Origin of the sequence: Mesorhizobium sp. M0571, from assembly GCF_040320985.1 — a bacterium.
Taxonomy (GTDB): Bacteria; Pseudomonadota; Alphaproteobacteria; order Rhizobiales; family Rhizobiaceae; genus Mesorhizobium.
On record NZ_JAMYQT010000001.1, the window covers coordinates 101,587 to 114,948 of the forward strand.

Annotated in this window: 9 protein-coding genes and 1 pseudogene; 6 read left to right on the forward strand and 4 right to left on the reverse strand. The window is 62.8% G+C overall.

Going from position 1 to position 13,362, the window contains the following annotated elements; translation table 11 throughout:
* Window positions 1-5 precede the first annotated feature (5 nt).
* Entirely contained in the window at window positions 6-1,580 is a 1,575-nt protein-coding gene (locus tag NKI85_RS00530; protein ID WP_352522984.1) for an alkaline phosphatase D family protein, read from the forward strand.
* Window positions 1,581-1,637: 57 nt separating this feature from the next.
* Here NKI85_RS00530 and NKI85_RS00535 read toward each other — a convergent pair whose 3' ends face one another.
* Window positions 1,638-1,919, reverse strand: a complete 282-nt coding sequence (locus NKI85_RS00535; protein WP_352775159.1) for a hypothetical protein — start codon at window positions 1,917-1,919, stop codon at window positions 1,638-1,640.
* Window positions 1,920-2,117: 198 nt separating this feature from the next.
* On the opposite strand from NKI85_RS00535, the gene typA reads away from it, so the two are divergent.
* Window positions 2,118-3,947 (forward strand): translational GTPase TypA, encoded by a 1,830-nt coding sequence (typA, locus tag NKI85_RS00540; RefSeq protein WP_352775162.1) that lies wholly within the window; start codon window positions 2,118-2,120, stop codon window positions 3,945-3,947.
* A 16-nt stretch (window positions 3,948-3,963) separates the two neighbouring features.
* The gene (locus tag NKI85_RS00545) at window positions 3,964-4,173 is read left to right on the forward strand and encodes a hypothetical protein (protein ID WP_352522981.1); all 210 of its coding nucleotides are present in this window, start codon (window positions 3,964-3,966) and stop codon (window positions 4,171-4,173) included.
* Window positions 4,174-4,482: 309 nt separating this feature from the next.
* On the opposite strand, the pseudogene NKI85_RS00550 reads toward NKI85_RS00545, so the two are convergent.
* Window positions 4,483-4,827: pseudogene (locus NKI85_RS00550) on the reverse strand (DUF1062 domain-containing protein); the annotation flags it as partial.
* Between the two features lie 394 nt (window positions 4,828-5,221).
* Here NKI85_RS00550 and NKI85_RS00555 point away from each other — a divergent pair.
* Window positions 5,222-5,836, forward strand: a complete 615-nt coding sequence (locus NKI85_RS00555) for a LysE family translocator (protein ID WP_352522979.1) — start codon at window positions 5,222-5,224, stop codon at window positions 5,834-5,836.
* Between the two features lie 9 nt (window positions 5,837-5,845).
* On the opposite strand, the gene NKI85_RS00560 is transcribed toward NKI85_RS00555, so the two are convergent.
* Window positions 5,846-6,169 carry a YciI family protein gene (locus NKI85_RS00560; protein ID WP_352522978.1) on the reverse strand — a complete coding sequence of 108 codons (324 nt, stop codon included), beginning with the start codon at window positions 6,167-6,169 and terminating at the stop codon, window positions 5,846-5,848.
* Window positions 6,170-6,306: 137 nt separating this feature from the next.
* Window positions 6,307-6,870, reverse strand: a complete 564-nt coding sequence (locus NKI85_RS00565; RefSeq protein ID WP_352522977.1) for a peroxidase-related enzyme — start codon at window positions 6,868-6,870, stop codon at window positions 6,307-6,309.
* Between the two features lie 134 nt (window positions 6,871-7,004).
* On the opposite strand from NKI85_RS00565, the gene NKI85_RS00570 reads away from it, so the two are divergent.
* The gene (locus NKI85_RS00570) at window positions 7,005-11,789 is read left to right on the forward strand and encodes an NAD-glutamate dehydrogenase (protein WP_352775166.1); all 4,785 of its coding nucleotides are present in this window, start codon (window positions 7,005-7,007) and stop codon (window positions 11,787-11,789) included.
* Between the two features lie 188 nt (window positions 11,790-11,977).
* Complete coding sequence (locus tag NKI85_RS00575; RefSeq protein ID WP_352775169.1) at window positions 11,978-13,354, forward strand: MFS transporter; 1,377 nt, start codon at window positions 11,978-11,980, stop codon at window positions 13,352-13,354.
* Window positions 13,355-13,362 lie beyond the last annotated feature (8 nt).

Consider the following 13,362-nt stretch of genomic DNA (forward strand, 5'->3'; position numbering starts at 1 on the left):
CAGCCATGAACAAGATTTCGATGACGCGGCGCGCTTTCGTCACGTCGGCCAGCGCCATTGGCCTGGTCGGCGCGTCGGGCCTCGCCCTTCCTTATTATTCGCGCGCCAATCAGCGCCCGGCCTTCACCCATGGCATCCAGTCCGGCGACGTCGACGCCACCAGCGGCATGGTCTGGACGCGTACGGACCGGCCGTCGCGCGTCATGTTCGAAGTGTCGTCGACGGAGAACTTCGCCAATGCCGTCCGCCTGGCGCCGCTCGATACGTCGCCGGCCAGCGACTATACGGTGAAGCGGCTGCTTACCGATCTCGCCTCCGACCAGGACATCTTCTACCGTATGGTCGCGGCCGATCTTGCCGACATCAACGCCGTTTCAGAGCCGATCGTCGGCCGTTTCCGCACAGCACCTGCCTCGAAGCGCGACATTCGTTTCGCCTGGTCGGGCGACACCGCCGGCCAGGGCTGGGGCATCGACGACACCGGCATGAAGACCTATGCCACGATCGGGAAGCATACGCCCGACTTCTTCCTGCATTCGGGCGACACGATCTATGCAGACGGCGCGATGAAGGACGAGGTTGACCTGCCCGGCGGCGGCAAGTGGAAGAACACCGTGCTCATCGATGAAAAGCGCAAGGTTGCCGAGACGCTGGACGAATACCGGGGTCAGTGGAAATACAATTTGATGGACAGGAACGTGCTCGCACTGAACGCCATCTGCCCGACGTTCTACCAGTGGGACGATCATGAGGTGCTGAACAACTGGTCGGATTCGAAGGATCTGACCGCCGACGACCGCTACACCGAAAAATCCATCCATGTGCTGGCGGCACGCGCTGCACGCGCCTTCCACGAAATGACGACGATCCGCTACGAGCCGTCGGAGCCCGGCCGCGTCTATCGCAAGATCGCCTATGGGCCGCTGCTCGACGTGTTCTTTCTCGACATGCGTTCCTATCGCGGTCCCAATGGTCCGAATATGCAGGAGACGATGACGCCGCAATCGCGCATCCTTGGCGAACAGCAGACGAAATGGCTGAAGCGCGGACTGGCGAATTCCAAGGCAACCTGGAAAATCATCGCCGCCGACATGCCGCTCGGCCTCGTCGTCTGGAACGACGGCACCAAGAAGGTCGGGGCTGAGGCAGTCAGCAATGGCGACAATGGGCTGGCCAAGGGGCGCGAGCTGGAAATTGCCGACCTCCTTCGCTATATAAAGAACGCGGGCATCAGCAATACCGTCTGGCTCACCGCAGACGTGCATTACACAGCCGCGCATTACTACAATCCGGACAAGGCGCAGTTCCAGGACTTCAATCCGTTCTGGGAATTCGTTTCGGGTCCGATCCATTCCGGCACGTTCGGACCTAATGATTTCGACATGACCTTCGGCCCGGAGCTGAAGTTCATCAAGGCGCCGACTGCCGAACAGGGTCAGAACCTGCCGCCGTCGGCCGGCCTGCAGTTCTTCGGCCTCGTCGACATCGATGGCGCCACTGAGCAGTTGACGGTGCGGCTGATGGATCGCGACGACAGCGAACTCTACAAGGTCACGCTCGATCCGGTGCGGTCGGCTTGAGAAGCCTGGACCGCTACCCTCGGTCCAGCCCAAGGGCAGGCTCCGGGGAGACGTGCATCAATCGGGATAGCAGACGACGGGAATCTTGGGCCATACGGCTTGGTCGCATCCGGCGTTTTGCTGCCGCTGCTTGAAGGCGGTGCTGACCGGCCCGGTCACCATCGGGTCGACGCCATCGGGAGCATCGGCAAAAAGCTGCTCCGCCGAACGCTTGTCGGACGGCAGGGCAGTCTGCGTCTCCTTGAACGACGCGGCCGATTGCGCCGCGCCTGCCGCGAGGAGGACGGCGAGTGCGGTACATGCCAAAATCGGCCGGAGTCTGATGCCTGCGTCGATCATGAAATTCGAACTGCCCGGACCATGAAAGGTTCCGCCTTGGTTAATAATTCCACTTCACACCAAGACATTTAAGATTTGGTGACTTTATTTGGTGGCTCGCCTCCTCTTTCGCAATTGCGAAAAACCCTGTATGAGCCGCCCAACCGAAAGAGGCAGCGCCTTTTGGCCTGCTGCCTGCAACGCTCCCGAGACCGAAACATGAAAATCCGCAATATCGCGATCATCGCGCACGTCGACCATGGAAAAACCACCCTCGTCGACCAGCTTCTGAAACAGTCCGGCTCGTTCCGCGACAATCAGCGCGTCGCCGAGCGCGCCATGGATTCGAACGATCTCGAAAAAGAACGCGGCATCACCATCCTGGCCAAGGCGACCTCGGTCGACTGGAAGGACACCCGCGTCAACATCGTCGATACGCCCGGCCACGCCGATTTCGGCGGCGAGGTCGAGCGCATCCTTTCGATGGTGGATTCGGCCATCGTGCTGGTCGACGCCGCCGAGGGGCCGATGCCGCAGACCAAGTTCGTCGTCGGCAAGGCACTTAAGGTGGGCTTGAAGCCGATTGTCGTCATCAACAAGATCGACCGGCCGGATGCCCGCCACGTCGAAGTGGTCAACGAGGTGTTCGACCTTTTTGCAGCACTTGACGCCACCGACGAGCAACTCGACTTTCCGATCCTTTACGGTTCAGGCCGCGACGGCTGGGTCTCGGAAAACCCTGAAGGCCCGAAGGACCAGGGGCTGGCGCCGCTATTCGACCTCGTCATCAAGCACGTGCCGGCGCCGACCGTTCATCCCGGCCCGTTCCGCATGATCGGCACCATTCTGGAAGCCAATCCGTTCCTCGGCCGCATCATCACCGGCCGTATCGAATCCGGCACGCTGAAATCCAACCAGGCGGTCAAGGTGCTGCACCATGACGGCACCCAGGTCGAAACCGGCCGCATCTCGAAGATCCTTGCTTTCCGCGGGCTCGAGCGCCAGCCGATCGAGGAAGCGCAGGCGGGCGACATCGTCGCCATCGCCGGCTTGTCGAAAGGCACTGTCGCCGACACGTTCTGCGACCTGTCGGTGACCGAGCCGCTGCACGCGCAGCCGATCGATCCGCCGACCGTGACGATGTCGTTCCTCGTCAACGATTCACCGCTGGCCGGCACAGAAGGCGACAAGGTGACCAGCCGCGTCATCCGCGACCGCCTGCTGCGCGAGGCCGAAGGCAATGTCGCGCTGAAGATCGAGGAATCGCCGGATAAGGATTCGTTCTTCGTCTCCGGACGCGGCGAATTGCAGCTGGCCGTGCTGATCGAGACTATGCGCCGCGAAGGTTTTGAGATCGCCGTGTCGCGGCCGCGCGTCGTCATGCAGAAAGGCGAGAACGGCGAATTGCTGGAGCCGGTCGAGGAAGTCGTCATCGACGTCGACGAGGAGCATGCCGGCGTCGTCGTGCAGAAGATGTCGGAGCGCAAGGCCGAAATGGTCGAGCTGCGCCCTTCGGGCGGCAACCGCCAGCGCATCGTCTTCCACGCGCCGACGCGCGGCCTGATCGGCTACCAGTCGGAGCTGCTGACCGACACGCGCGGCACCGCCGTGATGAACCGCCTGTTCCACGCCTACGAGCCCTATAAGGGCGAGTTGCCGGGCCGTACCAATGGCGTGCTGATCTCCAATGAACAGGGTGAATCGGTAGCTTACGCCATGTGGAACCTGGAAGACCGCGGCCCGATGGTCATCGACCCCGGCGTCAAGGTCTATCAGGGCATGATCATCGGCATCCATTCCAGGGACAACGACCTCGAAGTGAACGTGCTGAAGGGCAAGAAGCTGACCAACATCCGCGCCGCCGGCAAGGACGAGGCGGTGAAGCTGACGCCGCCGATCCGCATGACGCTGGAGCGCGCGCTGGCCTGGATCCAGGACGACGAGCTGGTCGAAGTGACGCCGAAAACCATCCGCCTGCGCAAGCTCTATCTCGACCCGAACGAGCGCAAGCGGTTTGAGAAGTCGGCGAAAGTGGTCGGCGCGGCGTAAAGGGCAATACCGCGCAATGAGCGGCAAACTCGTCACGGCTGTCATATACGACAATCGACCCGAGGCCGAAGTTTGCGTGTCGATGCTCGACGCGTATGGAATTTATGCTCTCGCGAATTACCTTCTCGACACGGGCAGGCTCGGCTTGATCCATGTGCAAGTCGCCGACAGCGATCTCGATGCGGCCAAGGGTTTGATTGGCTCGGTCCCCGAAGCGGGCGACTGAGCCTTGGCCGCAATTGTCTCTGATTGCGCATGCCCTCGCCGTTGCCTTATCCACCTGCAGCCGAAATGATATCGTCCCGGTCTGGTTCGCCAGACAGGTGGACGCGGATCGCCGTTCCCGCCCGAGCCGGCCTGCGCAAGGCTTTGGCACCGTCCGGACCGACGGCCAGCAATCGCTTCTCTTCCCAAACCTGAAGCCGCGATCGCGAGATACCGAGTTCGTTGGCCAGCAACCGGTCGAGCCGCAGCTGAGATGGAGTTCGAGAGCGGTGGTGTTTTCCGGCCTGTCCCCGAGCACCTCCTTATGAACGACGGCTTCAGGAAACTCCTCGACGCGCCCGATCCTGCTTCGCAGTGCGACAACATCGAAGGCATGGCGACGCGCCAATGCCGAGTCGTTGCTTTCGAATGCCTGCAGCAGGGCCGGCTCTATGTCGCGGCGGCTGCATCGCTCCAGAACGCCGAAATTCCAAGAGTTGTCGCAATAGATGCATCGGTAGATCAGCCACGCATCGATGCGTTTGCCGTTGGCGTTGACGCGGAATTTCCCGCTGCTGTGGTAAGGCTTCAGGCCGCCGCAGCGATTGCAGTTGAGGTGAGGTCGAGGTGCGATCTTGGGCGTGATCGCCCAGCGGATGCGCAGTATCGAAGACATGCCGAAAAGCCCCTTCCCGTCGGGAAGTTCGTCAGATCGGCGATGTCGAGTTGCCCATGCGGGCACGGCGTGGCGAGAGGCTGCGGTGGTCGGAATCAGGTGTCGCGGGTAATCGTGCGCGACAGCGGTTCAGCAGTGCCAAACCGGTCTCGAACCGCCACCCTGAAGAACAGATGATGTGAAAACAGGCACCGCGACTGCGACGCCCTGCTCTGTGTCGGGGGAGTTGACGAGACCGGCGGTTACGCAGGCAAAGTGAAGCTCGAAAAGGATTTCGGGACGACATTTCTAGCCGCGAGGTGCCTGGCCGACAAGCCCTCTTTCTGTGGACGCTACCGTCGCCGGAACGGTTGGGTTACATTGAACAATCCAACATCTCAAAGAGATCCGGGTCATGCATTTCACGTCGCTTCTGATTTTTGCCGCTGCCCTTTTCGTCGCCGCCGGCTCGCCCGGCCCGTCGATCGCCGCGCTTGTGGCGCGGGTCATCTCAAAAGGTTTTCGCGACGTGTTTCCGTTCCTGCTTGCCATGTGGATCGGCGAAGCGATCTGGCTGTCACTGGCGGTGTTCGGCCTGGCCGTCGTGGCGCAGACGTTCCATTTTGCCTTTGTCGTCGTGAAGTGGGTCGGCGTCGCTTATCTCGCCTGGCTTGCCTGGAAGATGTGGACGGCACCGGTCGAGGCAAAAGAAGGTTCGTTGCCGCGCGAAGATTCGCCCGCCAAGCTGTTCTTTGCCGGCATGGCGGTGACGCTTGGCAACCCCAAGATCATGATGTTCTATCTGGCGCTGCTGCCGACCATCATCGACCTCGGTTCGGTCAGCATGATCGGCTGGGTCGAGCTGACGGCGACCATGGCCGTGGTGCTGGTCGCCATCGATCTGGCCTGGGTGCTCGCCGCAGCGCAGGCGCGCAAACTGCTCAAAAGCAAGCGCGCGATGAAGATCGCCAACCGCGTCAGCGCCGGCACCATGGCCGGCGCTGCGGCGGCGATCGCTGCTCGGTCCTGAGCCGGCGCGTCAACCCATTTCGATTATCGGCGCGATCTCGACGCTGAAACCCGGGTCCGTCAGGATAGGACAATCCTTGGCTTTGCCGACGGCATCGTCGATGTCTTTCGCTTGGATGATTGTGTAACCGGCGGTCGGATTGCTGCCTCCATTGTTCTCGACCTTGCCGCCAGGCAGCAGGGTCTTCGACATGCCGACCGGATTGCCCCCATCGATCACGGCCGAGCCAAGCTTGCCGTACCATCCGTTCCAGGCATCCATCGCTGCTTTCCGTTCGGCCTCATCGGTCGGCATCTTGCCAGAGCCGTGATAGATGTAGAGAAATTTTGCCATGCTCTCCTCCTCTGATCGGCGGCGTCGAACCGGCATGCGGTCACGCCGCATGCTGATCATCGGACCAAACCGGCAAACAAGCAACGAGAATGCGAAGCAGCTAATATAACGTGCGGTTGACTCGCAGCCGCGGTGCCCTATCGCGCCATCGAGTGGTATTCATCGTTCGGCCGCATGTCGATTGCCGATGCCAGGCGGTTCGACATGTTGAAGAAGGCGGCGGTCGAGGCGATGTCCCAGATGTCGCGGTCGGAAAAGCCGACTTGCCGCAGCGCCGCCCGGTCGGCCTCGACCATCTTTGCCGGCTGCTCGGTCAGCTTCACCGCGAATTCGAGCATTGCGCGCTGCCTGTCCGACAGCTCGGCGGCGCGAAAATTCATCGCCATCATCTCGCCGAAGGCCGGATCGCCGGAAAGCTGGCGCACCGCCGCGCCATGCGCGGCCAGGCAATAGTAGCAATGGTTTATGGAGGAGACGGCCACCGCGATCATCTCGCGTTCGAGTTTCGACAGGCCGGATTCACCCAGCATCAAATCATTGTACATGTCGGTGAAGGCGCGCAGCTTCTTCTCGTCGAAGGCATAGGCGAGCAGCACATTGGGAACGAGGCCGAGTTTCTCCTCGCATTTGGCGAAATAGGACTTGGTCGCGTCGCTCAGCTCCGCCGGCGCAAGGTCAAGCGCGGTGATTTTGTCCGTCATGGCGGATTTCTCCTCGTTTTTCGCCAGCCTGCCGGTGAATTCCGACATTTCGTCGCAAGCCGTCAAACCTTTGTCGCCAAATACCGGTCATCTGCTACCATAGTTGTAAAAACACGACGGGAGGGAATTAGCTCATGGCCGGCCTGAAATCCGCAAGCCAGTTGAAAAAGATGAGTGCGGCCAAGGGCAGCGAAAAGCCCGGCAGGCTTGCCGATTACCTGCTGGCCCGAGCTCCGGCCGAAGATGTCGCCGCTTATGACGTCATCGATCTCGAACGCGCTGCTGAACTCGTCGGCCGCGCCGTCGCCCGGCACAAGAAGGACGACTGCGTCGTTGCTATAGACGTCGATTCCGGTGTCGTCCGCCAGGGCCGGCCGATGACGGTGATCACCGTCGTCAACGACAACATGCCGTTCCTGTTCGATTCCGTCCTCGGCGAAATCACCGAGAGCGCCGGCGAGCCGCTGCTGGTTACCCATCCGGTCATCGTCGTCAGGCACGGCAAGAACGGCGTCGAGGAAATCCTCGGCGATGGCGGCTTTGCCAAGGGCGACCATAGCCATGACCGGCTGAGCGTCATCCACGTCCATATCGGCCGCCTTTCGGCCGAGCAGGCCGAAGGCCTGTCCGCACGCCTGACGAAGCTGTTGGGCCAAGTGCGCGCCGCCGTAACCGACTGGAAGCCGATGCTTGCCCGCCTCGACCAGGCGATCTCGGAATTCCGCTACTCGCCGGTGCCGCTCGACAAAGCCCATGTCACCGAGGCGATCGCCTTCCTCGAATGGCTGCGCGACGACAATTTCACCTTTCTTGGCATGCGCGAATTCAAATACACCGGCGGCGAGAAGAGCGGTATGCTGGAGCGCGCCGAAAAGCCCGGCCTCGGCATCCTTTCCGATCCCGACGTGCTGGTGCTCAGGCGCGGCACCGAAGCGGTGAGCACGACGCCGGAAATCCGCGCCTTCCTGCATGGGCCGGAACCGCTGATCGTCACCAAGGCCAATGCCAAGTCATCGGTGCACCGCCGCATCTACCTCGACTATATCGGCGTCAAGACCTACACCGGCAAAGGCGTGCTTTCAGGCGAGCTCCGCATCGTCGGCCTGTTCACCTCGACTGCCTATACGCGCTCGGTGATGAAAATCCCCTATCTGCGCTCGAAGGCCGAAACCGTCATTGCCAAATCCGGCTTCAATCCCGGCGACCATTCCGGCAAGGCATTGATCAACGTGCTGGAGAGCTATCCGCGTGACGAGCTGTTTCAGGTTCCGGTGCCTATCCTGCGCAAGCATGCCGAAGCCATCCTGGGCTTGATCGAGCGGCCGCGCGTCAGGGCGCTGGTGCGTGTCGACCAGTTCGACCGCTTCGTCTCGATTCTCGTCTTCGTGCCGCGCGACCGCTACGACAGCGTCGTGCGCGAGAAGATCGGCACCTATCTGAAGACGGTGTTCGAAGGCCGGCTGTCGGCCTATTATCCGGCCTTCCCGGAAGGCGGGCTGGCGCGCGTCCATTTCATCATCGGCCGCTCCGGCGGCAAGACGCCGAAGGTCGAGCAGGCGACGATCGAGGCGGCGATTCGCGACATCGTACGGACCTGGGACGATGCCCTGCGCGAGACCGCGACCGAGACAGGCGCCGACGCGAGACTCACGGCCATCGCCTCGCGCTTTTCGGAAAGCTATCGCGACAGTTTTCCGCCGGCGGTGGCGCTGGCCGACGCCGGGCGCATCGCCAAGCTCGACGCGTCAAATCCGATCGCCATCGACTACTACCGTCATGCCAACCAGAAGCCGCATCAGGCGGCGCTGAAAATCTATCACCACGGCAGCCCGGTGGCGCTGTCGCGGCGTGTGCCGGTGCTGGAAAACATCGGTTTCCGCGTCATCAGCGAGCGCACTTTCGAGGTCGGCGACAATCAATCCGGCATGGTCTTCATCCACGACATGGAACTCGAGAACAGCTACGGCAGGCCGATCGACCTCGACAATGGCGGCGCGCTGTTCGAGGATGCGTTCTTGTCCGTCTGGCGCGGCAACGTCGACAATGACGGCTATAACGGCCTCGCCCAGACCGCAGGCCTGTGGTCGGGCGAGATCACCGTCCTGCGCGCCTATGGCCGCTATCTGCAGCAGGCCGGTATCCCGCAGAGCCAGGATTTCATCGCCGCCGCGCTGAACCGCTTTCCCGAGATCGCCCGCGGCCTGCATGCGCTGTTCGTCGCCCGCCTCGGGCCGACGGCGGAAACGGAAGGCGTCGTTCAGGCCAAACATCTGAAGGCCAAGATCACGGATGCGCTGGAAGACGTTCCCAATATCGACGACGACACCATCATCCGCCGTTATCTGAACCTGATCGAAGCCTCGCTGCGCACCAATCATTTCGTTGCCGATACGAAAGAGAAAGGCCAATCACTGGCGATCAAGCTCGATTCGCAATCGGTCGACGGCTTGCCGGCGCCGCGGCCATGGCGGGAGATCTTCGTCTACGGCTCCGAGGTCGAGGGCGTTCATCTGCGCTTCGGCCCGGTCGCACGCGGCGGCCTGCGCTGGTCGGACCGCGCCCAGGACTACCGCACCGAGGTGCTCGGCCTGGTCAAGGCGCAGCAGGTCAAGAATGCGGTGATCGTGCCGGTCGGCGCCAAGGGCGGCTTCTATCCGAAGAAGTTGCCGATGAGCGCCGGTCGCGACGCCATTTTCGAGGCCGGCACGGCCGCCTACAAGAACTACGTCTCCAGCCTGTTGTCGATCACCGACAATATCGGACTGGACGGCGTCATCCCGCCGGCCGGCGTGGTGCGGCGCGACCAGGACGATCCCTATTTCGTCGTCGCCGCCGACAAGGGCACGGCGACCTTCTCGGACACTGCCAACGCCATCAGTGAAAAGCACGGCTTCTGGCTCGACGACGCTTTCGCCAGCGGCGGTTCGGCAGGTTACGACCACAAGAAGATGGGCATCACCGCCAAGGGTGCCTGGGAAGCGGTCAAGCGGCATTTCCGCGAGATGAACCGCGACATCCAGACCACGCCCTTCACCGTCGTTGGCGTCGGCGACATGTCGGGCGACGTGTTCGGCAACGGCATGCTGCTGTCGGGGCAGACCCGGCTGATCGCCGCCTTCGACCATCGCGACATCGTCATCGATCCCGATCCCGACATGGCGGCTTCGATGGCCGAGCGCAGGCGCGTGTTCGCGCTGCCGCGCTCAAGCTGGCAGGATTACGACAAGACGAAGCTGTCCGAGGGCGGCATCATCGTTTCGCGCAGCCAGAAGTCGATCACCCTGCCGGCGGCCGCGGCCGCGGCGATCGGCCTAGGCAAGTCAACGGCCACGCCGGTCGAGATCATGAGTGCCATTCTCAAGGCGCCGGCAGACCTTTTGTGGTTCGGCGGTATCGGCACATATGTCAGGGCGTCGAGCGAGACCAACCAGGATGTCGGCGACCGTGCCAATGACGCGATCCGCATCACCGCGCTCGACCTGCGCGCCAAGGTCATCGGCGAAGGCGCCAATCTCGGCGTCACGCAGCGGGCGCGCATCGAGTTCGGGATGAATGGCGGCCGCTGCAATTCGGATGCCATCGACAATTCGGGCGGCGTCAACTGCTCCGACGTGGAGGTCAACATCAAGATCGCGCTGGCTTCCGCCATGCGCAAAGGATCGTTGACCCGGCCGGCGCGTAACAAATTGCTGGCCGAGATGACCGACGAGGTCAGCGGCCTGGTGCTGTCCAACAATTACGAGCAGACGCTGGCGCTGTCCCTTGCCCGCAAGCGCGGCCTTGCCGACATCGCCCATCAGAGTCGTTTCATGGCGGCGCTCGAGGCGCGCGGGCTGCTCGACCGTGCCGTCGAGACGCTGCCGTCGCCGGCGGCCCTTGCCGAGCGCGAGACGCGCGGCGAGCCGCTGACCCGGGCTGAACTCGGCGTGCTGCTCGCCTATGCCAAGATCGTGCTGTTTTCCGACATCGTCGCCAGCGACGTGCCGGACGATCCGCATTTCGACCGCGACCTGATGGGTTACTTTCCCGACCGCATGGCGAAGAAATATGCGGCAGAAATCCACGGCCATCGCCTGCGCCGCGAGATCATCGCCCGGGTCGTCGCAAACGATCTGGTCAATCGCGGCGGCCCGTCCTTCGTCAACAGGCTGCAGGAAGCGACTGGCCGCAGTGCCGCCGATGTCGTGCGCACCTTCGCCGTGGTGCGGGATGGTTTTGCGCTGCCGGCGCTCTATCGCCAGATCGACGCGCTCGACAACCAGATCGACGGACAGATCCAGCTCGACCTCTATCAGGCGGTCAGCCGGCTGATCTTTGTGACCAGCGGCTGGTACCTGAAGAACGATGCCGGCACCGCACCGCTCGGGCAGCGGATCGCCGAGTTGCAGGATGCGCGCAGGGCGTTGGAGCCGAAGCTCGTCTCGCTGCTGCCCGCTTTCTCGCGCGAGCGGATCGAGGAGCGGCGGCACAGCCTGTCAAAGGGCGGCGCGCCGGAGAGCCTCGCCGAACAGCTGGCGCTGACCGATGTGTCGGAACTTGTCCCCGACATCGCGCTGACGGGGCGGATGGCGAATGCCGATATCGTCGCTGCCGCCAAGGCGTTTTTCGCGGTCAGCGACGTCTTCCGCATCCCGCGCGTCGAGGACGCGGCGCGCTCGATCACGCCCTCGGATTATTACGATCAACTGGCGCTTTCCCGCGCCACCGACACGATCGGCGCGGCGAGGCGTGGCATCGCGGTGGCGGCACTGACCAGCCATGCCGAGGCGGCGGATCCGGTGGCGACATGGCTGGAAGCCGGCGGCGAACGGGTCGGGCGCATCCGCGAGCGGCTGCAGGCGCTGACCGAGGGCGGCGACATCACCGTATCGCGGCTGTCGGTCGCGTCCGGCCTGATGAGCGATCTGACGGCGCTGTGAGCAGCCTTCCACATCGCGCGGGATTGCCGGAAAGAACTGCGCTATAGAGCGAACGGCGCCCTGCTTTGGGGCGCCGGGGGCATGATCCCGAACGTGACGATCGGCTTTGGGACAAGATCATGCTCAAAGAAAAAGACGGAGCGTCATTCCGACTCGATCGGAATCTAGCAAGCTCCAGCGGAGGGGACATGGTTGAGATGACAGTGCAGCGGGCGTCGGGACGCGGCATCTGGGGATGGATGCTGTTCGACTGGGCGGCACAGCCGTTCTTCACGGTCGTCACCACCTTCATCTTCGGTCCTTATTTCGTCTCGCGCATGGCCAGCAATCCGGAGACGGGGCAAGCGGCGTGGGGCTACGGCATTGCCGCCGCCGGCCTCGTCATCGCCGTCTTGTCACCGATCCTCGGTTCGATCGCCGATCAAACCGGACCACGCAAACCGTGGATCGCCTTCTTCGCCGCGGTCAAGATCACCAGTCTCACGCTGCTGTGGTTCGCCGCGCCCGGCTCTAATCTTTTTCTGGTCGTGGCGGTGTTCTCGCTGGCGTCGGTCGCGGCGGAATTCTCGACCGTGTTCAATGATTCGATGATGCCGCGCCTGGTGCCGAAGAGCGACATCGGCAGGATCTCGAACATGGCCTGGGGCCTCGGCTATCTCGGCGGCATGATCGCGCTGATCTTCGTCGTTACCGTCATGGCCGGCTCGCCTGAAACCGGCAAGACCGTCGTCGGGCTCAACCCGATCTTCGGCCTTGACCCCAGGCTCGGCGAGGACGCGCGCGCCACCGGACCGTTGTCGGCGGCCTGGTATTTCCTGTTCATCCTGCCGATGTTCTTCTTCACGCCTGACGCGATCAAAGGCATGCCAATCGGGCCGGCGGTGCGCGAGGGATTGTCGGAACTGAAGTCGACGCTGGCCGAAGTGCGCAAGCGCAGTGGCATTTTTCGCTTTCTCGTCGCCCGCATGATCTATCAGGACGGCGTCAACGCGCTGCTGGCGCTGGGCGGAACGTTTGCGGCGGCGATGTTCCATTGGTCGATTACCGAGATCGGCCTGTTCGGCATCATACTCAACGTCGTCGCCATAATCGGATGCCTGGTTGCCGCACGCCTCGACGCAGCACTGGGTTCCAAGATCATAGTGATGATTTCGCTTGTCATGCTGAGCATTGCCACGATCGGCATCGTCTCAACCGGCCCGGGCTATACGCTGTTCGGCGCCTGGATAATGCCCGGACTGGATGGCGGCGGATTGTTCGGCACGGCGGCGGAAAAAGCCTACATTTTCTACGGCCTGCTGATCGGGCTTGCCTTCGGGCCGGTGCAGGCATCGTCGCGCTCCTACATGGCACGCAGCGTCACCGCAGCCGAATCGGGCCGCTATTTCGGCATCTATGCGCTGGCCGGTCGGGCAACCAGTTTTGCCGCACCATTCATGGTGGCCACGATCACCCTGGCCAGCGGCTCGGCGCGGCTCGGCATGGCGGCGATCGTGCTGTTCCTCGGCGTCGGCATCGCGATCCTGATCGGCACGCCTTACCCCGCGGATCGGCCGGCTGAGTAGCTTCCCCA

Excerpts from the sequence above, each read along its gene's own strand:
- typA (WP_352775162.1), top strand. The coding sequence starts at position 2,118 with ATGAAAATCCGCAATATCGCGATCATCGCGCACGTCGACCATGGAAAA.
- NKI85_RS00555 (WP_352522979.1), top strand. The coding sequence starts at position 5,222 with ATGCATTTCACGTCGCTTCTGATTTTTGCCGCTGCCCTTTTCGTCGCC.
- NKI85_RS00545 (WP_352522981.1), top strand. The coding sequence starts at position 3,964 with ATGAGCGGCAAACTCGTCACGGCTGTCATATACGACAATCGACCCGAG.
- NKI85_RS00530 (WP_352522984.1), top strand. The coding sequence starts at position 6 with ATGAACAAGATTTCGATGACGCGGCGCGCTTTCGTCACGTCGGCCAGC.
- NKI85_RS00575 (WP_352775169.1), top strand. The coding sequence starts at position 11,978 with ATGGTTGAGATGACAGTGCAGCGGGCGTCGGGACGCGGCATCTGGGGA.
- NKI85_RS00565 (WP_352522977.1), bottom strand. The coding sequence starts at position 6,870 with ATGACGGACAAAATCACCGCGCTTGACCTTGCGCCGGCGGAGCTGAGC.
- NKI85_RS00535 (WP_352775159.1), bottom strand. The coding sequence starts at position 1,919 with ATGATCGACGCAGGCATCAGACTCCGGCCGATTTTGGCATGTACCGCA.
- NKI85_RS00560 (WP_352522978.1), bottom strand. The coding sequence starts at position 6,169 with ATGGCAAAATTTCTCTACATCTATCACGGCTCTGGCAAGATGCCGACC.
- NKI85_RS00570 (WP_352775166.1), top strand. The coding sequence starts at position 7,005 with ATGGCCGGCCTGAAATCCGCAAGCCAGTTGAAAAAGATGAGTGCGGCC.